Genomic DNA, 25592 nt, shown 5'->3' with positions numbered 1-25592 from the left:
CAAACGCATTCTGTAAGGTAATCAGTCCGGTGGTTTGGAAATAAATAACGGAGACCCAGAGGTCTCCGTTAATGATATGGAATTTTGGAAATGGGTCAACCCAAAAATCTAATGTCCTCCGCCGGATTCAACCGTGCCATCGAAAATTTCCGGGTCTGCTTCTCCTGTGACGTGGAGCACGCCCCAGGCGCCTCGGTCTACGCGAGCAAGCGCGTGGTCGACGAGCACATAGTTGCCGGGGAAATCCACCTTGAATTCGATCATCACCGCGCCGCCTGCGGGGATCAGCGTGGTTTGCAGTCCCTCTGCGGGTGGGCTGATCAGGTCGCCCTCGCGATAGACCCGGTCGAAGATTTCGCCGATCACGTGGAAACTGGAGACAAGATTTACGCCGCCGTTGCCTACGTAGAAGCGCACCGTGTCGCCGACTTCGGCGCTCATGTTATCTGCTAATGCGCCGGTCTTGCCATTGAAGACAATATATTGCGGTTTGCCATCGAGATAACCTTCCGTATCGAATAGTTGCAAACCCTGACGACCAAGCGCGCCTTCGGTGTAAAACTCGCCTTGCATGATATAGAATTCCTTGTCTACAGGAGGCAGACCGCCTTCGGGTTCGACGAGGATCAACCCATACATGCCATGCGTCATGTGCAGGCCGGCGTTGCCGAACGCGCAGTGGTAGACGTAGATACCGGGGTAGAGCAGTTTGAATGTGATTTCTTTGGAATCTCCGGGGGCAACGATGGTAGCCGCCGCGCCTCCGCCGGGACCTGTGGCGGCATGGAAATCTACGTTATGTGGGTGCAGGCTGGTTGGGTCGTTGTGAATTGTTAGGTGGACGGTGTCTCCCACCTTTCCGCGGATGAACGGACCCGGCACGGCATTGTCGAACGTCCAATAGTTCATTGTGGCGCCGTCAGCCAATTCCGCGATGACCTCGGTGGTGGTGAGGTTCACCTCGATCATGCCGTTCTCCCCGTATACTACAGAAGGCGGCACATCGTTTGGATCGCGGGAGATATTCTCCACCCGGGCAAAGTTATTGAAGTTCCTGAAAAAGTGATAGACGTTTTCGAACGGCAGATTGGGGGCTTCGCCCGGTCCGAACGCGCGGAGAGAGAGGGGGTATGCCAGTTCGTCCGGCATTCCGTGCGGCACATAGAACGCGATCGAAACACCGATGAAGATGGCGACCAATGCCGCGGTGATCTTGCGCGAATGAGCGCGGCGGAGCATCAAAAAGATAAAGATTGCCGCGAACACGTAGGCAATAATCAGCCCGAAGGCTTCCACAATGTATTGCCAAAGGTATGAGAGTATTTCCATGTTTGTCTCCTTTATCGGGCTATTTCGCCCGGCTATCTATGAATTGCTTGTTTCTTGCGCTGATTGTATGCAGGCGCAATTTTCTAGATAGTGATAATCTTCACTAATTGTAACCGATTTTGTCATAATTTGGATGATATTTGTCATATTTTAGCGTACGGCTTGATGTTCAACCTGAGAGCAGGAGAGAATTCGATGATTTGCTTTGTCAGGGGTAAAATACGCTTATTCCACGCTTAGGAGAGTCTTCATGACTATTGCCTTGAACGGATCGTCCCTCACCATTGAAAAACTTGTTGCTATCGCGCGAGATAACGAAGAAGTTGAACTAGCCCCCGAAGCGCTCGAACGGGTCAAAGTCTGCCGCGCCATGCTGGAGGAGAAACTCGCCAAGAAAGAGATCATGTACGGCACGAACACCGGCATCGGCGAGTTTTCAGAAAAGATTCTCAATGACGATCAGGTGAAAGAGTTCCAAAAATATTTGATCTACAACCACGCGGCAGGGATCGGCGATCCGCTTCCGATTCCCTTCGTCCGTGCGGCATTGGCGGGGCGGATCAACGTTCACGCGCACGGGAATTCTGGGTGCCGGCCTGAGATCACGCTGACCTTCGTCGAAATGCTGAACAAAGGCGTGACGCCGGTGGTCTGCACGAAAGGTTCCGTTGGCGCGAGCGGCGACCTTGCTCCGATGGCGCAAGCCGCGCTGTTGTTGATGGGGGAGGGCGAAGCGTTTTACGACCCCGACGGTGCCGGGGCAGGCGGCGAGCGACTCTCAGGGTCCGAAGCGATGCGGCGGGCGGGAATCAAAGTCCCGGGTCTGCAAGCGCGCGACGGACTCGCCGCGATCAACGGCTCCAATGTGTTGACCGCCATCTCCGCGTTGCACATCTACGAGATGGAACGATTCATCAAGCAAGCCGAGATCGCCGCGGCAATGACGATCGAAGCGTTACTCGGCAACCTCAAACCATACAACACAAAACTTCACGAACTGCGCGGGTTCAGCGGCGCGATCACGTCTGCAAAAAATTTGATGAAAGTGTTGGAAGGATCTGACTTGAAATCGGGCAAGATGAAAACGAAAGTGCAGGACGCGTACTCGATGCGTTCGACCCCGCAAGTGATCGGCGCAGCGCGTGATGCGATTGCGTATGCGCGTTCGCAAGTGGAGGTCGAGTTGAACGGCGTCGGCGACAATCCGATCTTTATCCCCGAAGAGAAATTGACTCTCACCGGCGCGAACTTTCAAGGGAGTCCCGTTTCGCTTCCGATGGATATGGCAGGCGCGGCGATCACGATGGTGTGCGTGTTATCGGAGCGGAGACTCAATCGCCTGACGAATCCCGCTCTTTCGCAGGGACTGCCTGATTTCCTCGCCCACGAGCCGGGCTTCTACTCCGGGATGATGCTCAGCCAATACACCGCCGACCATTTGATCGTTGAACAGAGAATCTTATCCGCGCCCGCGAGCGTTCAATCCATCCCTGCCGCGGCGGATCAGGAAGACTTCGTTTCGATGGGTATGAACACTGCCTTGAAGAACGAACAAATTCTAGACAACGCTTACGGAGTTTTAGGAATCGAATTCATGGCGGCGGCGCAAGCCATGGATTTCCGTCAGTTCCTGCCGGGGCATGGAACGAAACGCGCGCGCGAAATCATCCGCAAATACGTGGAGCATCTCGAAGTGGATCGTCCGTTGTACAACGATCACAACGCGATGAAGAAGTTGGTGAAGTCGGGGGAGATTTTGGCGGAGGTGGAGAAGACGGTGGGGGAGTTGGGATAGTGAAACAAAGTGACTGTCACTTTCAAGGTGACCGTCACTTTTCAGACAAATAGTTCAACACCCCGTTCCCCGCCGCGTAGCCGCTGGAGAAACATGCCGTCAGCAAATATCCACCGGTTGGCGCTTCCCAATCGAGCATTTCACCGGCGCAGAAAACGCCGGGCAAATTCTTCAACATCAGGTTTTCATCGAGCGCGTCAAACGTCACGCCGCCCGCCGTGCTAATCGCCTCATCCAATGGGCGCGGAGCGACGAACGGCACGGGCAAGGCTTGGATGAATCCCGCGAGTCGTTTCGCGTCTGAGAAGTCCTCTTTCGATACGAACTCGCGCAGTAATCCCGCCTTCACCCCCTTGATTCCCAGCGTTTTTTCCAAATAACTTGCCAGTGACCTCGACCCGCGCGGACGCGATAATTTTTCTGTCAACCATTCCAGTGTGCGGTCGGGTTGTAGGTCTAACAGAACGGTCGCTTTGCCTCTCGCATAAATTTCATCGCGGATGAATGTCGACGCGCTGTAGATCAACCCGCCCTCCACGCCTTCTTTTGTCACGATGAACTCGCCTTGTTGACGAAACTCGCCAAACGATAAAATAACCGATTTGATCGGATGCCCTTCGAACTTCTCTCGAAAATGCGGACTCCACTCCACATCGAATCCGCAATTGGATGGAGACAACGGTTCGACCTCCGCCCCAGCCTGTTTCAACCAGTCAACCCACGCGCTATCTGAACCGAGTCGGCGCCAACTCCCGCCGCCGAGGGCAAGGACTGTCGCATCCGCTTTGACATGCGCATCTCCATTGGGCGTGACGAAGCGTAGAGACCCGTCGGGTAGAAAACCTGTCCACTGGTGACGCAGGTGAAACGTCGCGCCTGAATCGGTTAATCGTCTCAGCCACGCCCGCAACAGCGGACTCGCCTTCATCCCTTTGGGAAAGACGCGCCCCGAAGTCCCGACGAAAGTTTCGATGCCCAATCCATGCACCCATGCGCGGAGTTCGTCCGCGCCGAATTGTTTTAGCAGAGGTTCGATCTCTTTGCGGCGGTTGTCATATCTTGCAACGAACACCTCGAACGGATCGGAATGTGTGATGTTCAACCCGCTTTTGCCCGCCATCAAAAATTTGCGCCCAACAGACGGCATGGAATCGTACACATCCACTTGTACGCCGCGCGCGCAAATGACCTCCGCCGCCATCAAGCCCGCCGGTCCGCCGCCGATGATCGCTACTGATTTTTGCATGGGGTCATTATAAAGACAATCTCCCGAATTTGCGCTGAATCAAAACACGCACACCGATAACCCGTGTACGTGTTTTCTTGTGTATTTGTTTCCGTAAATCCTTCTACGGCTCCACGCTGAGAATACCATCCGCGAGATTCATTCTTTAGACGTTATCGGAAATAATTTTTCGGACGCGGATTGACGCGGAAAACGCGGATTTTTTCTTCTTTATCAGCGTTCATCGGCGTTTATCCGCGTCCTACAAAAGAACTTAGGCCTATTACCGATAAAGTCTTTTATCTACGACCGATTCACATCTCCTTTAGGATCTCAACGCGCTTTTGTTCATACTCCGCTTCGCTGATCAGATTCGCATCGCGCATGCCCTTCAATTCCTTCATGCGATCCAACGCATTCAACGACGATTTGGTCCTCGCGCCTCGATCTTTGAATTCCAAATTGGTTTGGTGAATTTGTTCAGCCAGGTCGAGCTCCCAATTGGGCTTGGGTGTCATATCGTCCTGAATTGGCAAGACGCGAGAAGCAAGCTTGTACATCCATATCTTCCAGCCCGCATAAATAACGAGGAAAAGCAAAAAGCCATAGATCAACCCGGCATACAAACTCATGGGGAAGAGACCCAACTCGACCTTTTCTCCGGTAGTGTTGTCCACGCAATACCACGTCAGCGTTGTGACCGTCTCCACCGGCGAGGGATGGTAATCCTGCGTTACCAACTGCATTTCTCCGCGCGGACAAATGAACGGCTTGGCGATGCGGTTCATGGAGGGAAAGACCGCGCCGAATCCGATCGAGATGGCGGTGACGCCCATGAAGAGACACCAGATAAAGAGCAAAGATATACCCATCCAATTATTTTTCATTGATAGACTCCTTGAGGATGAGTATATTCCTTTTTGATTTTCCGCGTATGCTCGAAAAGTCACACATCTGTATGTGATGTGAGAGACGTAGACGCATACGCTTCAGAATGAATCAAAACACGCACACAAACTACCTGTGTGCGTGTTTCCTTGTTTACCTGTTTTCGTTTTCTACGGCTCCACGCTTACCACGCCGCCCGCGAGATTCATGTTCAACGTCCATGTGCTTCCGGTGGTGAATTGCTGAAATTCAGACACTGAACTTGCTGTGTATGTTTCTTGCGAGCCATCATCGGTTAGAAAATACACGGTCAGCGTTTCGGATGTGTCTCCCAAGCGTTGATCAGAGGAAACGTTTGGACTTTCATAGACCGGTTGCAGGTTATGCCCATCGAGCGTGTACGTTTGGATCGTCGTCCATTCGTCAACGGTATACGAACAATATGTTTCCGTCTCGGTGTGACATTCCTCCACAACTTCCGAGTAGCCGTTGCCTTTGTCAACTGTCTTTTGTTCGCAGACATCGCGGCTTTCATCGTGACATGAAACATTGTACGCGTCGGAAGGCGCATTACCGCGTTCATTGTTGTAATGCACCGGCTGAACTTCCTGCACAGGGACCGAAGTCTGCCAGTACACATCCGTCACTGTGGCTTGTACCGACGAAGTGGGAAAGACGAAGAAGACTAACACGCCAACGCAAATGATCGCCAAACATCCCAGCACCGCCGCCGCGATGATCCACGGCGCGCGCGATGACTTTTTCCCGGTCAACGGCGCGGCGGGGGAGAGTCCGCTTCGAGTTTGCGGAGCATTCATCACCGGTTGAGCCGGTGTCAGTTTGGGCAGTGGCGATCCGCAATTCGAGCAGACCGAGTTACTGCTTGGGTTATCCGTTCCGCAGTTATCGCACTTCACAATTTTTGGTTGCGCGGCGGGTTGTTGCATCACGCGCCCCGCCTCGCGGGCTTTGCCCTCTTTCAAGTCCGCGCCGCATTGCGAGCAAGTCACGGCAGTGGCAGGGTTGCGCGTCCCGCAGAATCCGCAGTGGATGTCCGCGCCTGATTGTGCGGCTTTCACCGCACTTTCATCGGTCACAAATTTTTGTTCCGACGGCAATTGAAATTGCACATTCTCGGGTTGCGGCGCGCCGCAATTTTCGCACGTCTTCTCGCCGCCCTTGTTGCGCGTTTGGCAATTCGGGCATACCCATTCATTTTGAACATAACCAACCGTACGTCTTCGAGCCATCATCGCTCCTTTAAAAAATCCTTCGTGACCTTTGTGTCCTTCGTGGTGAGAAGGTTCTCTTCTCTATTATAAAACGCGTCTCACGAAAATCCATGCCACTTTCGTATCTCTTCGATTCGGGATTCGCAATCCGGTTCCCGGTGCGGACTGGGATCACTCGCTTCATTCCGACGGGGCGACTTGGTCAGCGCGTGGATGGTTGCCTCAGCCCCCTCCGCCACATTGACCGGGTCGTAGCCGCCTTCCAGCACGAAAACGATTTTGCCACCGCAGAATTCCTCCGCCAGCGCGACGCACTTTTGCGCCAGCATCAAATATCCATTCGTTGACAGCCCCAGCGACGTGATCGGGTCGTTCCAATGCGCGTCGAACCCAACGGAGACAAAAATCATCTGCGGCTTGAACGACTCCACGAACGGCTTGAAAATTTTATCCGCAACTTCTTCGTAGACTTTATCCCCCGCGCGGGCAGGCAACGGCACGTTGACGATTCGTTTCTTTGCGTGCGCCGCTTCCTTCAACGCGCCCGTGCCCGGGTAAAACCCCGGCTGAAATTGATGCGCCGATAAAAATGCGACGCGTTCCTCGTTCAAAAATGCGGCTTGCGTCCCGTTGCCATGATGCGCGTCGTAGTCAAGGATTAGCGCGCGATCCATGCCATGTGCGAGCGCGTCCATCGCGCCGATGGCGACATTGTTGAATAAACAAAATCCCATCGCGCGATCGGGTTCCGCGTGATGCCCCGGCGGTCGGACGATGGCGAAGGCGTTGTCGGCCTCGCCGTTGATTACCGCCCGCGCGCAAGCAAGAACTCCGCCCGCCGCGAGCAAAGCATCGTCGAAGGAAGATGGAGTTACATACGTAGGCGCGTAATCAATGATGGCAGGCGCGTCCTCCCGGCAGACCTTTTCCAGCGCCGAAATAAGTTCCGGGTTGTGGACTCGCGCAACTTCCTCGCGTGTCGCTGGCGTCGCATCGATTCGCGCTGCGGAAAATGAATCCAAGCGGGGTTGCAAAATATCCAACCGCCCCGGTCTTTCGGGATGATCGGGGTACAAATGATTCGGCGAGGGGACAAATGTGTACACGGTGGACATGAGTGAATTATAGTCTTAGTTAATTATGCGACCTTGACCCCGAAGGCGGTGCGTTGAGCCTGTCGAAACGGGTCAAATGATTATCAATACTTCACGAAAGTTGAGGCGACAGTTGTACTGCCGCCTGTCTTGACGCAGTGCAACTGCGTCAAGAACTTGTTTTCGTGATCTACTGATTATAGATTTTGCGGGAACAAAAATTAACCCCGAAGGGGTGTCATAGACACAATGGTATATCATCCCTTCGGGATTTGAATTCATATTACTCTTTCCCTATCATCCTTCCATCCCTTCGGGATTGTACAGTGTTTCTTCATTAGGCTGTCCTCGGTCAAAAGCGACATGAATGCCTGTCCTGAGTTTATCGAAGGGTCGCGTTACTCAAATCCTCAAATCCTCTAATTCTCTAATCGTCTGCTCTTTTCCCCCCAAACTCTTTCATCCATTCTTCCACTTCTTTTTCTGAAATAACTCTCTCGCCTTTTGCCACGCGCGGAGAATTCCTCACCTTGTTGAGAGTCTTCGCAAATTCATCCGATGAAATAACCTCCGCTTGCATTGCCCGCGCATTGGATTGCACTTCGCGGTCGGAGGAAACGACGGTCCAATTTTTGGCGGCTTTGCCGAGACTCTTCAACCGCTTGCGGATGGCGTTGTCGGCGGGACTGCCGACGGGCGAGAAATGCTGAGTAACGGCGCCCAGCTTTACCGTCCGAGAAAGAGGCGCTCCGTCAAAGTAGACTTCCACTTGACGGCGTTCGAGGCGGCAGAATTCCTGCAAGATGGCGATCAACTCCATTTCATCGTCCAGAGAATCGAGTCGCAATCCGAGTTTGGGAATGAGGTTGTGCCCGTCAATGAGATATGGCATGAGAAGAGATCGTCCCGCAGGTTTTTATTTTTCCAAAACCTGCGGGACGTGAATGTTTATTGACTCAGGTCAATCGTCTCGCCGCCGTATTCGCCGGTGAGCGTCATCGAGCCGTCGTTGTAATTGCTGGTGTAGGTGAGTGTGCCGGTTTTGTCTCCGCTCACTTTCGCCTCAAACGTGAGGAGTCTGGCGCTGTAATCGAAACCGCCCGCGCCTGTGATGGCAAAGCCTTTCGTGAATTGACACTTGTCGTACGTATACTTCTCGCCCGCGTCGCTGGGACCGAAGGTGAACGAGCCGCCATACGGACAGGCAAAGGATGTGTCTTCGGTGAAGCCGTTGTAATAATATTCAGGCTCGATCGAGAGCTCGGTGTCGATCGCCGAGAAAATGTCGAGCGGGTTATCGTACTCGCTTGCTTTCGGGGACATGCGCGGCACATACGCGCTGATGACCGACGGGTCCCACTCGCAGACGATCTCGCGCTGTTCGGGAAGTTCTCCATTGACCATGAAGTTGGTGATGTAATCGTCGGGGCATTCGTTGCCGAAGCCGTAGATGGAATGACGCCCGCCTTCCACATACAGGTGATAACCGTTATCTAAACGTTCAAACACGGCTTTGCCTTGCGCGAAGGGAGTCGCCGGGTCGAGGGTGGCGTTCAGCACGAACGTCGGGACGCCTGGCGCGGTGAGCGGCTCGCGTGTGACGACCTCTTTCGGGGCGCTGGGCCAGTACGCGCAATATAAGCCGGTGTACACGCCGCCATCTATACGCGGAACGGTTCCATTCGATGCTTGTCCTGCTTCGATGGTCTGCTTGATCCGCTCTTCGGGCGTGCCGCTAAAATACGAATCGTCGGTGCAGTTCACGCCGGTGAACATCGTGTCTGAGAAGGTGGAGTCTCCCAGATATTCGTCGGTGGCGGGGTCAACGGTGGCTTGTATATAAAATAATCGCGCCATTGGAACCATGTCGCCCTCGTTGGCAGATGCCAGCGCGCGCAAGAAGAGCATCCGCCCGCCGAGCGCATACATCTGATAAGCGGCGGTAAATTCCAATTGACCGAAGGTGAATTTCTTTTTTACGGTTTTGCCCGAAGCGAGCGGATATTCATAGGCGATCGCTTTCTCCGCGAGTTTTGACGCGAGCGAATCGTACGCCGCCAGCGCGTTGCCGCCCAACTCTGCCGCGCAGGCTTCGTCGGCATCGCAGGCTTTGAGGGTCGCCACGAGGACTTCATCGAAGGCTTTTTCTTGCGCGAGCGCGCCTTCTTCGCCGTTCAACGTGAGGTCAATCGTCCCATCGAGGATCAAGCCCGCCAGATGATCCGCGTGAGCCGCGGCGTAGGTCTGCGCGACGGAGGTGCCATAACTGACGCCGTACAGCCAGAACTTGTCGTCGCCGACCAATTGACGGAACGATTCGATATCTTCCGCTACTTGGTTCGTTCCGTAGTAGACCAGTTTCGCCGGGTCAATGCCGATCTCTGCAACGCAACTATCCACAAAGGTCCGGGCTTCGTCAATCGCGTCTTGTTGTTCGGCGGGCGTATCGTAGCCTTCTTCGCCGGCTGTGTCATCGTAATTCAGGGAACTCGAGAAGTCTTTCTCATACGCCTTCGGGCAGGCTAACTCGCTGGAGAGACCGATTCCGCGCTGGTCGAAGTAGACGATATCAAAGTGTTCGAGGATCCCCTCGGGAAACCAGCCCAAGCCGCCGGAACTGATCCCTTCGCCGCCGGGTCCGCCGGGGAAGGCTTGCACGAACATGCCGTAGCGTTCGCCGGTCGCCTGCGAAACGGCAAACGCCACATTGATCGTTTCGGTATTTGCCGCGTCGAAATGATTCAACGGTACGGGAATGGTCACGCATGTGAAGTCGGGGTTTTCCTCGCAGGGAGCGCCGTTCAAGCGTTCGAGCAGTCCAGCCATGTCGCCGTTTTGAGTGGTCGTGACTTTCGTCGGCGGCGCGGTCGGGGGTGGAGCGGTCGGCGTCGGCGTATTGAGCAAGCCGCCGAAGTTGCAAGCGAGCGCAAACAACGACAGGCTGGTCAGCAAGACAAATAGTTTATTTCGAGACATTGGGTTTTACCTCTGTTCATTTGGATGGGTAACGCTGGATTTTATATGCGCCGATCATTCCACGCAAGAACCAAAAGTAAGCCTATGTTCTGGTTGAGGGGTTTTCCAACAAAGCGTTTTAGCCACACCGTTCGTGCCGCGAGCACGACGGTGCGAGACGGCAGAGCGCGCAGAGAACTTTGAGATTCTTTCTCAATAAAGAAACCCCTTTCCGTGGTTTCCGTGAAATCCGTGTGCAAAAATTCACCCCCATTTTCACAGACGATTTTTTCTTGAACTCGTTTTATTCGCCTTCGAGTGTTCGCGCGGTGATCTTGAACTGCGGAGGATTCTCCAACGTCTTCTTCACCTTGCACAACTCCGCCGAACGGATCAACGCGCCGAGATATTGTTTCGGAAACGCGGGCGGGACTTGAATCTCAAGTTCGATCGTATCGGCGTGGACGCGCTGAACGATGCGGACGCCTTCGGTGGGCAGGTTGCGCTGGCGGCAAAAGCCGAGGATGTAGATTCCCGCGCATGTGCCGAGAGAGGCGAGAAATAACTCAAAGGGCGAAGGCGCCGAATCGTCGCCGCCTCCGCTCCTCGGTTGGTCGGTGTGAACAAGATGCCCTCGCACATGCGCGTCCACGCGCGCGCCGCCGGGGAAGTCGATCAATATTTCCATACGCTACTCCAAAATAAGTTTTGCGTAGATATTGACATCGCAAAGAACGCCGTTCGTATATGTGTTTTATAATGTATCGCACAGGATGGATGTCACATCCCTTCAAAGGAGAACAACATGGCAGACAAACGACCTTCGCAGATTGTGCCGTCGCCGCAAGGCGGAATGGTACGCGACCTCGTCACGCGACTCAAATTGATCGGGCGGCTGATGGCAGACCGCCGCGTAAGTATTTTTGTAAAACTTTTGCCGCTGGCTTCGCTTGCCTATCTTTTTTCGCCGGTCGATCTGATGCCGGGCGTGGTTCTGCCGGTCATCGGCGCGCTCGACGACGCGGCGGTGTTGTGGATCGGCTCGACTCTCTTTGTGGAACTTTGCCCGCCCAAAGTGGTCGAAGAACACATGAATCAACTCACCGATAACACGGACGATTCATCGAACGATGATGTGGTGGATGCCGAATCAACCGACGTGGACGACAGATGAAGCGATACCTGATCCTGTTAATTCTTCCAATCCTTGCATGTAATGGATTAAGTACGCCGCTTCCTCCTCCGACGGGTGGACCTGCCTCGCCCACGTCAACCGGCGTCTCGCCTACGCAACCGCCCCCGCTGACTCCGGCGCCGCCGACCGAGCCCAACGCATCCACCTTCCCCAACGCGGACGCGTACACATGGCAGTTCGTCGCTGATGGACTCGAACGCCCGGTAGACCTCCAACCCGATCCGCAAGGTCGTTTATGGATCGTGGAAAAATTGGGTCACATCCACCTCTTCCAAAATGGGCAATTGAACATTGACACGCCCTTCCTCAACATCGAAGACCGCGTCAACGACGAGTCGAATGAAATGGGGTTGCTGGGGCTGGCATTGCATCCGAACTTTGCGCAGAACGGATACTTCTACGTCAACTACACCGGCGCGCGCGGCGATACGTTCATCTCGCGTTTCACCGCCGGTGAAAATTCTGTAGACCCCAACAGCGAACTGATTCTGTTGCGCGTCAAACAGCCGTACCCGAACCATAACGGCGGCACGATGAACTTCGGACCCGATGGCTACTTGTACATGGGTCTCGGCGACGGAGGCTCCGGCGGCGACCCGGAAGGCAACGGTCAATCGTTGGATACCCTGCTCGGAAAAATTTTACGCATTGACGTGGACTCGAAAGAGCCTTATGCCGTTCCCGCCGATAACCCGTTCGGTAACGAAATTTGGGCGTACGGTTTGCGCAACCCGTGGCGTATGTCGTTCGACTCGGCGACCGGCGATCTATACATCGGCGATGTGGGGCAGGGCGATTGGGAAGAGATTGACATCATCCCCGCCGGTTCGCGCGGCGGCGAAAACTTCGGCTGGAATTACCGCGAAGGCGCGCACGATTTTGAAGGCGGCGGGCCCGCCGATATGATCGACCCCATCGCGGAATATGATCACGGCGAAGGCGGATGCTCCGTCACTGGCGGCTACGTCTATCGCGGCGCGATGCCTGAATGGAACGGCATCTATCTTTACGGCGATTACTGCACCGGGCAGGTCTGGGGCTTGATCCGCTCCGGGGAGGCGTGGCAGAATCAATTGTTGTACGACACGGACTTCACCATCACATCCTTCGGGCAGGATAAAAATGGGGAGTTGTATATCCTCACCGACGGAGGCGAGGTGTATGTTTTGGATCCCAAGTAGAGGGTGCTAGTCGCATATATGCGATTCGTCACCCGAACGGATGACGCGTGTCACTTTTTAGCGTCCTCTGTTTTTTCTATACTAAAGGCATGGATTCGAAAATAGGTTCTTGACGCAGTTGTGCTGCGTCAAGGCATGCGACAGTTCCACTGTCGCATGAACTTTTGTGAACCGCTGATCATAAGAGCATAGATTCGGAGGCGTTCATGGCTCAGAAGAAGTGGCAGATTCGTAAAACGATCTATTGCGAGCACGCCGGGCGGGATGTGGTTCTGGAGACCCAGATTATCGTCCCATCTGCAATGCTCCCAGACCAGCCGCCGCGCGTCATTGCCCATCGTTGTTCCAACGCGATCGAGTGCAACAAGATCGAAAAAATGACTTGCGCCCTGTGCGGCACTAATCCGAATCATCAGGTATCCTAAAGTGACGCGCGTTTCTCCCGCGCGGTATCACTCTCTCCTCCCTTCTCTATTGGTCCGTGGCAACCCCGCCTGCGCAGGCGGGGTTCGCCATTTCATTCGTAAGGGCGATCAGGGGAGGCTTCTATAGTTATTCAGCACCCTCATATAATTCGCCCGTTCGAACGCTTCCGGCTCCTTGACCGACTTCTGACTCATGCTCCCTTGCATTTGCCGGATGGATTCGTATTCCCGTTCCTTCATCCACGCTTCGAGATAAGCGAGGATCGGACCGATGGTGTCTTCGCCGAACTGAAGTAAATTCGACGCCATCATCGCCACCTTTGCCCCCGCCATCATTGCTTTTAATACATCGGTGTACGCATGAACGCCGCTGGTCAGCGCAAAATCAACATTCAACTTTCCGTGCAGGATCGATATCCAGCGCAAGGGCAGCCTCAACTCGGAGGAGGTGCTCAAATCCAAACTGTGGAGGATTTCCAACTCATCCAGGTCGAAATCGGGCTGGTAGAAGCGATTGAATAACACAAGCCCATCCGCGCCCGCTTCGACGAGTCGTTTCGTGAAGTTGGGAATCGATGTGACAAACGGGCTGATCTTCACCGCCAGCGGAATCTTGATCGCGGATTTCACTTCCGCCACCAGATCCACTTGCATATCCTCGATGTCGTTCGAAGTGACATTGATGTCGGTGGGGATGTAGTACATGTTGAGTTCAAGCGCGTCCGCCCCCGCTTCTTCGATGCGGCGCGCGTAATCCGTCCAGCCGCCTTTGGAAACGCCGTTCAGGCTGCCAATGACCGGGATGGTCAATGCCTTTTTCAAGCCAGCCACATGATTCAAATATTTTTCAGGGCTAATCCCGTACATGCCGCCGTCGGGCAGATACGATAACGCCTCGGCGAACGAATTACTGCCGCGATTGAGATAGTGATCCAACTCGAGGCTTTCGTGGATGATCTGCTCCTCGAACAGCGAATACATCACAATAGCGGAAATTCCCGCTGCCTCGAGCTTTTTCGCGCGGTCGATCTTGCGTGAAAGAGGGGAGGCAGACGCAACGAGGGGATTTCGAAGGTTCAGACCCAGATAAGTGGTGGAAAGATCCGTCATATCATTTTCCTTTTGGATGATCGGGCGATCTCGTCGAATTGAGCGGGCGCATCACGATCACCTGCATACGTGTCTACCTGTTTACGTGTCTACCTGTCTACCTATTTACGTGTTTCCCTGTTTACCCGTCCCGTTCCCATACTGCATCGCCGCCATCTGTTGATACAACGCCCAGCGCGATTTCGCGTCCTTTTGGGCGTCTCGCATCAACTCTTCGGCGCGTTCTTCATCCATCTGCGTCAACATCTTGTAACGGGTCTCATTATAAGCATAGTGCGAGAAGGGGACGCTCGGCTCCTTCGACTCGATGACCAGCGGGTTTTCTCCCTGCCCCGCAAGGCGCGGATCATATCGGAACAGGGACCAGTGACCCGATTGCACGGCAAGTTTGGTCTGGTCGAGGCTTCTCGCCATGTCGTATCCGTGCGCAATACACGGACTGTAAGCGATGATCAACGAAGGACCATCGTAGGCTTCGGCTTCGAGGAACGCCTTCAACGTTTGCTGGTCGTTCGCGCCCATGGCAATTTTTGCCACATATACATATCCGTACGACATGGCGAGCAAACCCAGATCTTTCTTCGGCATCGCCTTGCCGCCCATGGCGAACTTGGCGACCGCCGCTCGTGGCGTGGCTTTGCTTGCCTGCCCGCCCGTGTTGGAATAGACCTCGGTATCAAGCACCAGAATGTTCACGTTGCGCCCGCTCGCCATCACATGATCGAGACCGCCGTAGCCGATATCGTACGCCCAGCCGTCGCCGCCGATGATCCACACCGATTTTTTCACGAGCGCATCGGCGACGCTGATCAAATCCTTCGCTTTGGAGTCATTTGATTCGGACAGTTTGTTTTTCAACGCGGTCACGCGCTCGCGTTGCGCTTCGATGCCCGCGTCGTCGCTTTGATCGGCATGCAGGATGGCTTCGACAAGATCGTTGCCGAGTTCATTTTCCATGGCGCGGAGAATTTCACGCGCATATTCATTTTGTTTATCGAGCGTCAGCCGCATTCCCAAACCGAACTCGGCGTTATCCTCGAACAGCGAGTTCGACCACGCGGGACCGCGTCCGTTCGCATCCACAGACCACGGCGTGGTGGGGAGGTTGCCTCCATAGATCGAAGAACAGCCTGTGGCATTTGCAATAACCGCCCGGTCGCCGAATAACTGCGAGACCAACTTCACGTAGGGCGTCTCGCCGCATCCCGCGCAGGCGCCGCTGAACTCGAACAACGGGCGAAGCAATTGCGAATTCTTGATCGTCGATGGGTTGATCAGCTTTCGGTCCAAATCGGGAATCCGCATGAAGAAATCCCAGTTCTTCGCTTCCGCTTCGCGCAGAGGCGGCTGGGGCTCCATGTTGATGGCGCGGCGCCCCACTTGCGATTTATCCTTCACGGGGCAAGCCTCCACGCACAACGTGCAACCCGTGCAATCCTCCGGCGCCACTTGCACGGTGTAAGCGTATCCCGCAGAAAACTCCTTGAATTTCGACGGCATGTGTTTGAACGATTCGGGCGCGTCTGCCAAAGCCACCTCGCTATACACTTTATGACGGATCACCGCGTGCGGGCACACGATCACGCACTTACCGCACTGGATGCACAACTTCTCGTCCCACACGGGAATTTCCAGCGCGATGTTGCGCTTCTCCCATTGCGATGTCGCCAGCGGATACGTCCCGTCGTTCGGAAGCGCGGAGACGGGAATCTCATCGCCCTCGAATTGGATCATCCGCCCCAGCACATCCTTCACAAATTCGGGCGCTTCCTTCGGGACGGGGGACCGCCTCGCCGCCTCCGACGTGATCGCCGCCGGAACGTTCACCTCGTACAGATTCTCCAGCGTTCGATCCACCGCCTCGAAGTTTTTCTTGACGACAGCCTCGCCGCGCTTGCCGTACGTTTTCTCGATGGCGCGTTTGATCTCGGCAATCGCCTGCTCGCGCGGAAGCACGCCGCTGATGGCGAAGAACGCCGTCTGCATGATGGTGTTGACGCGCTGTCCCATGCCCGCCTTTTCCGCCACGCCATACCCGTTGATCACATGAAACTTGAGTTTCTTCGCGATGATATCCTTTTGCGCCTCGCTCGGCAGATAATCCCAAACCTCATCGGGACCGTACAAACTGTTGAGCAGGAAGACCGCGCCTTCTTTGGCGTACTTCAGCATATCGAACCGTTCGAGGAAGTTGAACTGGTGGCACGCCACGAAGTTTGCCTGATTGGCTTCGATGAGATACGGCGCCTGAATCGGCTTGGGACCAAACCGCAAATGCGAGGTGGTCATCTGACCCGATTTTTTCGAGTCGTACACGAAGTAACCCTGCGCGTAATTCGCGGTCTCTTCGCCGATGATCTTGATGGAGTTCTTGTTCGCTCCCACCGTGCCATCCGAACCCAACCCAAAGAACACACAGCGGATGGTCTGATCGTCTTCGATGGAATAATTCTTATCGTGGGTCAGGCTTGTGTTGCTGACATCATCGTTGATGCCGACGGTGAAATGATTCTTCGGCTCAGGCTTGGATAATTCATCCAGCGTGGCTTTGACCATCGCTGGCGTAAACTCTTTCGAGGAAAGTCCATAGCGCCCGCCGATTACCCTGACCTGCGACCCTTCGACTTCGCTCAGGGCAAGCCTTTGACTTTCGACCAAAGCATTGACAATATCCAAATACAACGGCTCGCCCAACGCGCCGGGTTCCTTCGTTCGATCCAGCACGGCGATCTGCTTCACCGATTGCGGCAACGCTTTGATGAAATGTTCCATCGAAAACGGACGATACAATCTCACGCGCAAAACGCCGACCTTTTCGCCTCTTTCCACAAGATGCTTCACCGTCGCTTCGGCGGTTTCGCCGCCCGAACCCATGAGAATGACAACGCGTTCCGCTTCAGGGTGGCCGGCGTAATCGAAGAGATGATAGCGCCGCCCGGTCACTTGCGCGAACTTGTCCATCATCTCCTGCGCGATGGCGGGCGTCGCCGCATAAAACGGATTCACAGTCTCGCGCGCCTGAAAGTAGACATCGGGATTCTGCGCGGTGCCGCGCAGGATGGGTCGCGCGGGGGTGAGGGCGCGCGCCCGATGAGCGCGAATCAATTCCCCGTCGAGAAGGAGGCGGAGTTCGTCATCCGTCAGACAAAAGATTTTAGCGACTTCGTGCGAGGTGCGGAATCCGTCGAAGAAATGGAGGAACGGCACGCGCGTTTTGAGCGTGGACATTTGGGCGATGGCGGTAAAGTCGTGCGCCTCTTGCACAGAGCCGCTTGCGAGCATCGCCCAACCCGTCTGACGCACAGCCATCACATCTTGATGATCGCCGAAGATCGAAAGTCCCTGCGCGGCGATGGAACGCGCCGCCACATGGAAGACCGCGCTGGTGAGTTCACCCGCGATCTTGTACATGTTGGGGATCATCAGCAAAAGCCCCTGCGAGGCGGTGAAGGTGGTAGTGAGCGCGCCCGTTTGCAACGCGCCGTGGACCGCGCCCGCCGCGCCGCCTTCGGATTGCATCTCGATCACGAGAGGGATCGTGCCCCACAAATTCGGTTTGCCCTTTGCCGACCACTCGTCGGCGAATTCGCCCATGGCGGAGGAGGGTGTGATGGGGTAGATGGCGATGACTTCGCTCAAACGATGCGCGACCGATGCTGTGGCTTCGTTGCCGTCGACCATGATGATGGGATTATCCATGCTGGCTCCTTGAAATTTTCTCTGGCGCAAGTGTAGCCCCCGGCGATGCGAATCGTTAGTTATGAATGACTTAAATCCCCCGCATGTTGTCACGTATTGGATGATAATTGACGGAATTCGGGAGACGACGAATGAATTTGTGTGTTATATCTTTCACGCCGAGGAAACATGCCCGCCTTCAAGTAACTCTTCTTTAGTAGGCGGCTAAAAAAATCCGTAAGTTGGTTTCTGTGATTGAAACTTTACGTCTCTTCAGCCACACTACTTGTTCTCGTTCTTGAGAATCTTCTCAATTTCACCCACAATCATCGGCAAGTCTTCCAGAATGGTTTTCCAGACGACTTCCATGTTGATGCCAAAGTATTGATGGACGAGTTTGTTGCGCATTCCCCGAATATCGCGCCACGGGAGAGATGGATGTTTTGACCTGATCTCATCAGGGACGTTCGTTGCGGCTTCCCCGATGACTTCCACAGCCCGAATGACAGCATACACGGTCTTGTTATCTTTGGAAAACGCATCGTAGTCCATGCCCTTGACGAATCCAATGGCTAGCTGTGCGTTTTCCAGCATATCCCGTAAATAATCTATATACTCCCGACTCATACCGGCATAGCCTCTTTCAGGATACTTTTCCCGATGGCGGGCTTGAGGGAGTCCTTCATCACCAAATCCACTTTGATGCCGAGCAAATCTGAGAGTTGGTTTTCGAGATGTACAAACATCAGCAGGCTTGGGGCTTTTGTGAAGGTCACTAGAATGTCAAGATCACTATCTTTTCGTTCTTCATGGCGGATGTGCGAGCCAAAGATTTCCAACGCGGCGACGTTGTATTGCTCCATAAGGCGAGGGCGTTGCTCACGGAGAATTTGAATGAATCCTTGCAGGCGTGAACTCATTGCCATATTTCATATTATACAACAGTGTTTTCTGTGAGTTGCCAGATCCGTCGGACTCCCAAGGGCAATCGCATTTGGATTTTTTGTCCGCTAATCCTCACGAATTCACGCTAATCTTTCTCGGAAAAATTCGCGCAGATTGGCGAAGATTAGCGGATTCGAAGGCAAAACACCGTGTTTTGAGCCTCGAGATTTTCTAATGCGATTACCCTATCGGAATCCCAAGCGACGAAAGATCAATTTCCGTGTTTTACCGGTCAAATCGAGGAGATTTTCATGCCCGCCTTCAAACAACTCTTTTGGAAACATTGGTATCAATATCTCACGCGGCGCGTTGGCAATGCGCCGGTCACGTTTTTGAATTATGGCTTCTGGCCCCCCGAAGGCGAGACCGTCAAACTCCAGCCTGAGGATGAGATCAACCGCGCGGCGATCCAGCTCTATCATCACGTTGCCAGCGGCGATGACCTCAAAGATAAAAATGTGCTTGAAGTCAGTTGCGGACATGGCGGCGGCGCGTCGTTCGTCAAGCGTTATCACAAGCCCAAATCCTATACCGCCATTGACCAGAATCAAAATGCCATCGCATACAACCGCAAGACGCATGGCGCCCTCGGCATAGACTTCTGCACCGGCGATGCGCAGTCGCTCGACTTCCCTGAGAATCATTTCGACGCGGTCCTCAACGTGGAGGCTTCGCATTGTTATCCGCGGCAGGAGGCGTTCTTCCATTCTGTGCATCGCGTGCTTCGGCGCGGCGGAAAATTTCTCTATGCCGATTTCCGCACGGTGGCAGATGAGCCGAAGGTCGAGCGCGACATCCGCGCGGCGGGGTTCAACGTCCACTCGAAGACCGACATCACCGCGCATGTGTTGAGCGCGCTCACCCGCAACAGCGAACGCTACCGCGCCCTCGCGCATCAATTCGCGCCGAAGATCTTGCATCCCTTCGTGGAAATGTTCGCGGCGGTGGAGGGGAGCAGTATCTACAACATGTTCGTCAATCGGGATTACATCTACTTCTCGTACCAACTCTCCAAAGCGGACTGACGCTTCATTCTCCGGTTTTACCTGCCTCGCCCGCGGAAACTTTTCCTCAGCCTTGACATCCTCCCGTTTCCGTTCAAGTATCTCCAGCAGTTCAACTGCTGGAGAAACACGGAGTCAACGATGCGTTTGAAAGAATCACAAGCCTTGACATCCTCCCGTTTCCGCAGATAATACACCCCAACAGGCGACCCCATTTTAAAGGCTGGGACAGAGGAAAGTACACCGGCAAAGGTTGTTAGAGAGGCGCGAGCAATGGCTGAAACCCGCGCTCAACCAAACCCGGTCGAAGTTCCCTCTCGAGCCGTTCGTGTGAACGTGCGACAAAATTAATTTTGTCGTACCGCGTAGCCAGAACCGTTTTCTCAACGTTACAAGAGATGCCGATGACTGTCGGCGCAAAGCGAATCGTTCTGATGAAGGATGGTTAACTTGGGTGGTACCGCGAGAATTCCCTCTCGTCCCATTTTGTGGACGGGAGGTTTTTGTTTGGCGAAGAGCAGAGAGCAGAGAATAGAGAATAGAGATTAGTTCCACTGAAAAGATTGCTATCCACTTATCTACTTATCTACTTATCTACTTTCTATTCTCTCCTCATCTTGATTTTGGAGGCAGTATGTTAGATCAATTGAACGAAATCGAAAAATCCGCGCTGGAGGCTTTGCAATCCATCACGGAGTCGACCGCGCTGGAGGCTTGGCGCGTGTCGCATCTTGGGCGCAGTTCCCCGCTGATGACGGTCTTTGCCGGGTTGGGGAAACTGTCGAAGGAGGAGCGACCAGTTGTAGGTCAGGGAGCGAACCGTGTGAAAGTGGCGTTAGAGTCCGCGCTGGAGGAGAGGTCGAAGATCGTGAAAGAAGCCGCGCTGGCGAAATCCCTCGAAGAAGACGCGTTGGATGTGACGTTGCCCGGACGAGGCGTGCATGTCGGCAGACTGCATCCGTCTACGCAACAGTTGCGAAAAGTGTTGAGCATTCTCGCGGACATGGGTTTTCAGGTGTACACGTCGCGCGAAGTGGAGACGGATGAATACAATTTTCAATTGCTGAACTTTCCGCCGAACCATCCCGCGCGCGATATGCAGGACACGTTTTTTGTCGAGGCGGAGGGACGCGGCGATAACCCGATCGTGTTGCGGACGCATACATCGCCGGGGCAGATTCATGCGATGCGTGAATACGCCGCGACGAATCCCGAGAACCCGCCGCCGATCCGAATCGCGTTGCCTGGGATGTGTTTTCGTTACGAGCAAATTACCGCGCGTTCCGAGATCCAATTCAATCAAGTGGAAGGACTCGTCGTTGGCGAGAACATCACCTTCGCCGACTTGAAAGGCACGCTCGCCGATTTTGCGCGGCGCATGTTCGGTCAACACGCGCGCGTGCGATTCCGCGCGTCGTATTTTCCGTTTACCGAACCCTCCGCCGAAGTGGATGTGGAATGTTTCGTCTGCGGCGGCAAGGGATGCGGCGTGTGCAAAAATTCAGGCTGGCTCGAAATTTTGGGTTGCGGCATGGTGCATCCCGTCGTGTTGCAAAACGGAGGCTATGACCCGTCGCGTTATTCGGGTTTCGCGTGGGGCATGGGACCTGAACGTCAGTTGATGTTGAGATACAAGATTGACGACATCCGTTATTTCTGGGGAAACGATTTGCGTTTCCTTGAACAGTTCTAAAGAACAGAGAATTGGAGAATTAGAGAATTCTCTATTTCTCTAATTCTCTTTTGTGCAAAGGATAAATTTATGAAAGTACCTATTTCTTGGCTGAAAGATTATATTGACTTAGAGGGCTTGTCTGTTGAAGATATTGCCCGCAAGTTGACGTTGGCTGGTCTCGAAGTGGATGAGATCAAGTATGCGGGCTTGCCAATGCCCGAATATAAAGACGGCGAAAAGCACGAGTTCAAGACCAGCGGCATTGCGTGGGATAAAGAAAAACTCGTGGTGGCGGAGATCCGCGAGGTGAAAGAGCATCCCAACGCGGACCGATTGACTCTGCTTGATCTATTCGACGGCAAGGAGAGTCAAACCGTGTTGACGGGCGCGCCGAATATCTTCCACCTGAAAGGGACGGGCAAACTCGACAAGCCGATCAAAGCCGCGTACGCGAAAGAGGGGACAACCCTCTACGACGGTCATGCGGAGGGCTTGCAGTTGATGACCCTCAAACGGACAAAGATCCGCGGCGTGGAATCGTATTCGATGGTTTGCTCCGAAAAAGAACTTGGAATCTCCGAAGAACACGAGGGCATCATCCTGCTCGACGACGATGCTCCTGTGGGAATGTCTCTCGCCGATTACATGGGCGACGCCGTGCTGGATATTTCCGTTGCGCCGAACATGGCGCGGAATGCGAACGTGATCGGTATCGCGAGGGAGTTGGCGGCGTTGACGGGGCGAGAAATGCGTAGACACGGAAACACGGAAACACGTAAACAGGTAAAGAACGCAGTACGCAATACGCAGTCCGTAACTGAACTCGTCGAAATCGAAGTCACCAGCCCTGAACTCAATCCGCGCTTTGTGGCGGGATTGATCCGCGATATTGAAATTAAGCCGAGTCCATATCACATTCAGCGGAGATTGAGGCTGGCGGGGATGCGTCCCATCAGCAACATCGTGGATGCGACCAACTACGCGATGCTTGACATCGGTCAACCGCTTCATGCGTTTGATTATGATGTGCTCGTTTCTCGCGTAGGACAAATTGCCAATTTGTCCAACCGTAAAATCAAGATCATCACCCGCGCCGCGAAGGATGGCGAGAAAATAAAAACCCTCGATGGAACGGAACGCGAACTCACATCCGCGAATGTTTTGGTGTGCGATGAAAAAGGTTCGCTAGCAATGGCAGGCGTGATGGGCGGCGAAGAATCGGAGGTCACCGAAAAGACGCGCGTAGTTTTGCTTGAAGGCGCGTCGTGGAATCCGATCGTCACTCGCAAAACGGCGCAACAGCACAATCTTCTCTCCGAAGCCTCGTTCCGTTTTTCGCGCGGAGTGCATCCCGCAATGGCGGAGCAAGGCGTGAAGCGCGGACTTGAACTCATGGCGGAATGGTCGGGCGGGCAGATCGCGCCTGATCTCGTGGATGTGTATCCGCTCAAGCCGAAGGACCCGACGATCACAGTCACGACGAAAGATGTGAAGCGTTTGCTCGGCATTGATCTCACCGCGAAACAAATTGCCGAACTCCTCGCGCGCCTCGAGTTTGAATGTAAAGTGGAAAAAGACTCTGTCAAAGCCAAAACGCCGCCGCATCGCCTCGACATCGGCGAAGGCGTTGTCGGTCTCGCGGATGTGTTGGAAGAGGTCGCGCGCGTCTATGGTTATGATCGCATCCCCGAAACGCGCATGTCCGATTCGCTCCCCCCGCAGATCGGCAATCCCAAACACGAGTGGGAGGAACATGCCCGCGATATTCTCACCAGCCTCGGCGTGCAGGAGGTCGTCAGTTATCGCATGACCTCGCCCGAACGCGAGAGTCGACTCATTGCGCACGATGAGTATGTCACGCTTGCGAATCCCATCGCGCCCGAGCGCCGCGTGATGCGCCGTAGTCTGCTCGCGTCGCTTTTGGAAAATGTCGAAAAGAACGCGCGCGCCGAATCGATTTCGATGTTCGAGATCGGTTCTGTATTCGAGCCGAACAAAAATAATTTACCTAACGAACCGCGTAAACTTGCAATCGCAATGACTGGATTACGGACTCGGTCCGCGTGGGATGTGAAGGATTCCGCTTCGTTCGATTTCTACGACATGAAAGGACGCCTCGAACTCCTGTTGAGCGGACTCCGCCTGAGCGGCATTTCCTACACCCCAACAGACGCTTCGCTATCGCTCAGCGTGACATATTTGCACCCAGGCAAATCTGCCGACGTGAAAGTGAACGGACAAATTGTCGGCGTGTTCGGTGAACTGCATCCGCTGGTGAAAGAGAAATATGATTTCGAAGATTCACCGGTCATCGTGGCTGAGTTTGATTTGGACGCTTTGCAAAGCGCGGCGCCTTCGTATGGAATCACGCCGGTTTCCGAATTCCCGCCTGTGCTTGAGGATATCGCCATCATCGTGGATGAATCGGTGGCGGCGGAACGCGTCGAAGGGCTGATCAGGCAGACCGGCGGAAAGACCGTCACCCGCGTCCGCTTGTTCGATGTCTACCGCGATGAAAAGATCGGCGCGGGGAAGAAGTCGCTGGCGTACAGTCTCACGTATCAATCCGAGAAGACGATGACCGATGCCGAGGCGGCGGCGATCCGCACGAAGATCGTGAAGCGGCTGGAGCATGAGGTCGGCGCGAAGTTACGCAGTTAATATTTGTTCATCCAGCAGTTCAACTGCTGGATGAACATAGGAACTTGATTTGCTTGGCAAATCGTGCTGGATGAACAAAAGAGTTACGCAGTTAGCGTTGAATGTTGTATACTTGAAAAAATTCAATTCAACGGAGAAAAAATGAACAACAAAAATACCGGTATGATCGCAACCATTGCAACCGCTGTGATTTGCGGGTGTTGCGCGTTATTCGCCTGCATTATGGGCATCGGCACGATTACGGGTAACGGAAGTTTCCAGTTAGGCGGTTCTTCCGGGCAAACGCCGCCCGCTTATGGATACGGCATGCTGTGCTTTTCGCTGATCGCCATCCTTATTCCAGTGGCGGTGGGTTTCTTCACGCTGCGGAAAAAGGCGGATGCGATAGACGCGACTCCGCCAACCACAGAATAGCAAAAACGGCGACCAGTTCTGGTCGCCGTTTTTTTTTCAGGACTTACGCAGTTGGCGGGCAATTGTACTGCCGCCGCAGTGCAACTACAGCGCAACAGGTTCAACTGCGTAAGTCCTATTTTTGTGAGTTGTTCCTACTGCACAACGATGGTCAACGTCATTGGGCAAAAGTAGTGGTTGTCGACAACCAATGACCAGCGAGTTGTGTATGAGCCGCTGTTTTTTGGCGTTTCCATTTCCACCGGCAGGTACACTTGCTTTCCCGAGTCCACGCCTTTAGGGATGCTGTACGATTCCACTTTGTGGAGTTTGTCGCCGCCGGTGTACACATAATCCATATTCACCCGGTACCAGTCGTTTCTGCCGATGTTTTTCACCAGCCAGGTGGCGGTGAAATCCTGCCGCGCCACGAGGATCGTGCCCTTGATCGGGTCGACCTCGCGCACCTCGCAGCCATATTCAGATTTGCTCGTTCCGCTGGTGATGTTGGTTAAAGTGGCGGTGCCAGAGGGACCAAGCCCGGGCAGGATGAAAATAAACGTGTTCGTCGGTGTAGGCGATGCTGTTTCAGTCGCGCCGGGCGTGTGAGTAAACGTCGCTGTGGCGGTTGATGTGGGCAAAGCCGCCGCAGTCTGTGAGGATGCGACGTTTGCCGTCTGCGCGATGAACGTGTTGATCGCGCCGGGGTCGGTCGTTGGAACAGGCTGTTGACCCGCCGCGGTTGGCAGGCAAGCCATTACCCATACCAATGCCGCCAGCCAGATCAACGCGTTCTTTTTCAGCATC

The 25592-nt window shown here is 54.3% G+C and carries 21 protein-coding genes and 1 other annotated feature; of the genes, 8 read left to right on the top strand and 13 right to left on the bottom strand.

Translation table 11 applies throughout. The features are described from left to right. Nucleotides 1–108: 108 nt before the first annotated feature. A complete protein-coding gene (gene nirK / locus IPM31_16120) occupies nucleotides 109–1329 on the bottom strand; it encodes a nitrite reductase, copper-containing (GenBank protein ID MBK9008507.1) in 1221 nt (406 codons plus the stop codon). A 250-nt stretch (nucleotides 1330–1579) separates the two neighbouring features. On the opposite strand from nirK, the gene IPM31_16115 reads away from it, so the two are divergent. Further along, nucleotides 1580–3124 carry an aromatic amino acid lyase gene (locus IPM31_16115; GenBank protein MBK9008506.1) on the top strand — a complete coding sequence of 515 codons (1545 nt, stop codon included), beginning with the start codon at nucleotides 1580–1582 and terminating at the stop codon, nucleotides 3122–3124. A gap of 34 nt (nucleotides 3125–3158) precedes the next feature. Here the strand turns inward: IPM31_16115 and IPM31_16110 are convergent, their stop codons facing one another. The 7 genes from IPM31_16110 to IPM31_16080 form a co-directional block, all read right to left on the bottom strand. Beyond that, entirely contained in the window at nucleotides 3159–4370 is a 1212-nt protein-coding gene (locus IPM31_16110) for a TIGR03862 family flavoprotein (protein ID MBK9008505.1), read from the bottom strand. Nucleotides 4371–4663: 293 nt separating this feature from the next. Continuing rightward, on the bottom strand, nucleotides 4664–5236 hold the full coding sequence (locus tag IPM31_16105) for an SHOCT domain-containing protein (GenBank protein MBK9008504.1): 573 nt from the start codon (nucleotides 5234–5236) through the stop codon (nucleotides 4664–4666). A 171-nt stretch (nucleotides 5237–5407) separates the two neighbouring features. Next, nucleotides 5408–6487 carry a zinc ribbon domain-containing protein gene (locus IPM31_16100; protein ID MBK9008503.1) on the bottom strand — a complete coding sequence of 360 codons (1080 nt, stop codon included), beginning with the start codon at nucleotides 6485–6487 and terminating at the stop codon, nucleotides 5408–5410. 80 nt (nucleotides 6488–6567) lie between these two features. Next, entirely contained in the window at nucleotides 6568–7584 is a 1017-nt protein-coding gene (locus tag IPM31_16095) for a histone deacetylase (GenBank protein ID MBK9008502.1), read from the bottom strand. Nucleotides 7585–7990: 406 nt separating this feature from the next. Further along, a complete protein-coding gene (locus IPM31_16090) occupies nucleotides 7991–8455 on the bottom strand; it encodes an NYN domain-containing protein (protein MBK9008501.1) in 465 nt (154 codons plus the stop codon). Nucleotides 8456–8511: 56 nt separating this feature from the next. After that, nucleotides 8512–10539 (bottom strand): alpha/beta fold hydrolase, encoded by a 2028-nt coding sequence (locus IPM31_16085; GenBank protein ID MBK9008500.1) that lies wholly within the window; start codon nucleotides 10537–10539, stop codon nucleotides 8512–8514. A gap of 283 nt (nucleotides 10540–10822) precedes the next feature. Continuing rightward, entirely contained in the window at nucleotides 10823–11206 is a 384-nt protein-coding gene (locus tag IPM31_16080; GenBank protein MBK9008499.1) for an OsmC family protein, read from the bottom strand. A gap of 117 nt (nucleotides 11207–11323) precedes the next feature. Here IPM31_16080 and IPM31_16075 point away from each other — a divergent pair, with 117 nt between their 5' ends. The 3 genes from IPM31_16075 to IPM31_16065 all read left to right on the top strand — a co-directional run bounded on the left by IPM31_16075 (nucleotide 11324) and on the right by IPM31_16065 (nucleotide 13319). Continuing rightward, nucleotides 11324–11692, top strand: a complete 369-nt coding sequence (locus tag IPM31_16075; GenBank protein ID MBK9008498.1) for a DUF1232 domain-containing protein — start codon at nucleotides 11324–11326, stop codon at nucleotides 11690–11692. Next, nucleotides 11689–12894, top strand: a complete 1206-nt coding sequence (locus tag IPM31_16070) for a PQQ-dependent sugar dehydrogenase (protein ID MBK9008497.1) — start codon at nucleotides 11689–11691, stop codon at nucleotides 12892–12894. Before IPM31_16075 ends, IPM31_16070 begins: the two co-directional genes overlap by 4 nt. Nucleotides 12895–13100: 206 nt before the next feature. Next, nucleotides 13101–13319 (top strand): hypothetical protein, encoded by a 219-nt coding sequence (locus IPM31_16065; GenBank protein ID MBK9008496.1) that lies wholly within the window; start codon nucleotides 13101–13103, stop codon nucleotides 13317–13319. Nucleotides 13320–13427: 108 nt separating this feature from the next. Here the strand turns inward: IPM31_16065 and IPM31_16060 are convergent, their stop codons facing one another. The 4 genes from IPM31_16060 to IPM31_16045 form a co-directional block, all read right to left on the bottom strand. After that, entirely contained in the window at nucleotides 13428–14429 is a 1002-nt protein-coding gene (locus tag IPM31_16060) for a dihydroorotate dehydrogenase-like protein (protein ID MBK9008495.1), read from the bottom strand. Nucleotides 14430–14534: 105 nt separating this feature from the next. Next, a complete protein-coding gene (nifJ, locus tag IPM31_16055) occupies nucleotides 14535–18128 on the bottom strand; it encodes a pyruvate:ferredoxin (flavodoxin) oxidoreductase (GenBank protein ID MBK9008494.1) in 3594 nt (1197 codons plus the stop codon). A gap of 261 nt (nucleotides 18129–18389) precedes the next feature. Further along, nucleotides 18390–18734: a DUF86 domain-containing protein gene (locus IPM31_16050; protein MBK9008493.1), complete on the bottom strand. Its 345-nt coding sequence runs from the start codon at nucleotides 18732–18734 to the stop codon at nucleotides 18390–18392. Continuing rightward, nucleotides 18731–19027 carry a nucleotidyltransferase family protein gene (locus IPM31_16045; GenBank protein ID MBK9008492.1) on the bottom strand — a complete coding sequence of 99 codons (297 nt, stop codon included), beginning with the start codon at nucleotides 19025–19027 and terminating at the stop codon, nucleotides 18731–18733. Before IPM31_16045 ends, IPM31_16050 begins: the two co-directional genes overlap by 4 nt. A gap of 276 nt (nucleotides 19028–19303) precedes the next feature. Here IPM31_16045 and IPM31_16040 point away from each other — a divergent pair, with 276 nt between their 5' ends. From IPM31_16040 to IPM31_16025, 4 genes are all read left to right on the top strand, one after another. After that, on the top strand, nucleotides 19304–20077 hold the full coding sequence (locus tag IPM31_16040; GenBank protein MBK9008491.1) for a class I SAM-dependent methyltransferase: 774 nt from the start codon (nucleotides 19304–19306) through the stop codon (nucleotides 20075–20077). 195 nt (nucleotides 20078–20272) lie between these two features. Continuing rightward, nucleotides 20273–20543 (top strand) — a binding site (T-box leader). A gap of 147 nt (nucleotides 20544–20690) precedes the next feature. After that, nucleotides 20691–21749, top strand: coding sequence for a phenylalanine--tRNA ligase subunit alpha (gene pheS, locus IPM31_16035; protein MBK9008490.1), 1059 nt, complete (start codon nucleotides 20691–20693; stop codon nucleotides 21747–21749). Nucleotides 21750–21818: 69 nt separating this feature from the next. Beyond that, entirely contained in the window at nucleotides 21819–24392 is a 2574-nt protein-coding gene (locus IPM31_16030) for a phenylalanine--tRNA ligase subunit beta (GenBank protein MBK9008489.1), read from the top strand. A 141-nt stretch (nucleotides 24393–24533) separates the two neighbouring features. Next, nucleotides 24534–24806 (top strand): hypothetical protein, encoded by a 273-nt coding sequence (locus IPM31_16025; GenBank protein ID MBK9008488.1) that lies wholly within the window; start codon nucleotides 24534–24536, stop codon nucleotides 24804–24806. Between the two features lie 134 nt (nucleotides 24807–24940). Here IPM31_16025 and IPM31_16020 read toward each other — a convergent pair whose 3' ends face one another. Then, nucleotides 24941–25591 (bottom strand): hypothetical protein, encoded by a 651-nt coding sequence (locus IPM31_16020; GenBank protein MBK9008487.1) that lies wholly within the window; start codon nucleotides 25589–25591, stop codon nucleotides 24941–24943. Nucleotide 25592 lies beyond the last annotated feature (1 nt).

It is taken from the genome of Candidatus Defluviilinea gracilis (genome assembly GCA_016716235.1).
Lineage (GTDB): Bacteria > Chloroflexota > Anaerolineae > Anaerolineales > Villigracilaceae > Defluviilinea > Defluviilinea gracilis.
Note: the sequence above shows the minus strand (reverse complement) of the source record. Positions and strands in the feature narration are given on the sequence as shown.

Coding starts and splice junctions, on each gene's coding strand:
- IPM31_16105 (MBK9008504.1), bottom strand. CDS start 5,236: ATGAAAAATAATTGGATGGGTATATCTTTGCTCTTTATCTGGTGTCTC.
- IPM31_16100 (MBK9008503.1), bottom strand. CDS start 6,487: ATGGCTCGAAGACGTACGGTTGGTTATGTTCAAAATGAATGGGTATGC.
- IPM31_16040 (MBK9008491.1), top strand. CDS start 19,304: ATGCCCGCCTTCAAACAACTCTTTTGGAAACATTGGTATCAATATCTC.
- IPM31_16050 (MBK9008493.1), bottom strand. CDS start 18,734: ATGAGTCGGGAGTATATAGATTATTTACGGGATATGCTGGAAAACGCA.
- IPM31_16110 (MBK9008505.1), bottom strand. CDS start 4,370: ATGCAAAAATCAGTAGCGATCATCGGCGGCGGACCGGCGGGCTTGATG.
- IPM31_16060 (MBK9008495.1), bottom strand. CDS start 14,429: ATGACGGATCTTTCCACCACTTATCTGGGTCTGAACCTTCGAAATCCC.
- nirK (MBK9008507.1), bottom strand. CDS start 1,329: ATGGAAATACTCTCATACCTTTGGCAATACATTGTGGAAGCCTTCGGG.
- IPM31_16085 (MBK9008500.1), bottom strand. CDS start 10,539: ATGTCTCGAAATAAACTATTTGTCTTGCTGACCAGCCTGTCGTTGTTT.
- IPM31_16115 (MBK9008506.1), top strand. CDS start 1,580: ATGACTATTGCCTTGAACGGATCGTCCCTCACCATTGAAAAACTTGTT.
- IPM31_16070 (MBK9008497.1), top strand. CDS start 11,689: ATGAAGCGATACCTGATCCTGTTAATTCTTCCAATCCTTGCATGTAAT.
- IPM31_16020 (MBK9008487.1), bottom strand. CDS start 25,591: ATGCTGAAAAAGAACGCGTTGATCTGGCTGGCGGCATTGGTATGGGTA.
- IPM31_16025 (MBK9008488.1), top strand. CDS start 24,534: ATGAACAACAAAAATACCGGTATGATCGCAACCATTGCAACCGCTGTG.
- IPM31_16045 (MBK9008492.1), bottom strand. CDS start 19,027: ATGAGTTCACGCCTGCAAGGATTCATTCAAATTCTCCGTGAGCAACGC.
- IPM31_16030 (MBK9008489.1), top strand. CDS start 21,819: ATGAAAGTACCTATTTCTTGGCTGAAAGATTATATTGACTTAGAGGGC.
- IPM31_16090 (MBK9008501.1), bottom strand. CDS start 8,455: ATGCCATATCTCATTGACGGGCACAACCTCATTCCCAAACTCGGATTG.
- IPM31_16080 (MBK9008499.1), bottom strand. CDS start 11,206: ATGGAAATATTGATCGACTTCCCCGGCGGCGCGCGCGTGGACGCGCAT.
- IPM31_16075 (MBK9008498.1), top strand. CDS start 11,324: ATGGCAGACAAACGACCTTCGCAGATTGTGCCGTCGCCGCAAGGCGGA.
- IPM31_16065 (MBK9008496.1), top strand. CDS start 13,101: ATGGCTCAGAAGAAGTGGCAGATTCGTAAAACGATCTATTGCGAGCAC.
- IPM31_16095 (MBK9008502.1), bottom strand. CDS start 7,584: ATGTCCACCGTGTACACATTTGTCCCCTCGCCGAATCATTTGTACCCC.
- pheS (MBK9008490.1), top strand. CDS start 20,691: ATGTTAGATCAATTGAACGAAATCGAAAAATCCGCGCTGGAGGCTTTG.
- nifJ (MBK9008494.1), bottom strand. CDS start 18,128: ATGGATAATCCCATCATCATGGTCGACGGCAACGAAGCCACAGCATCG.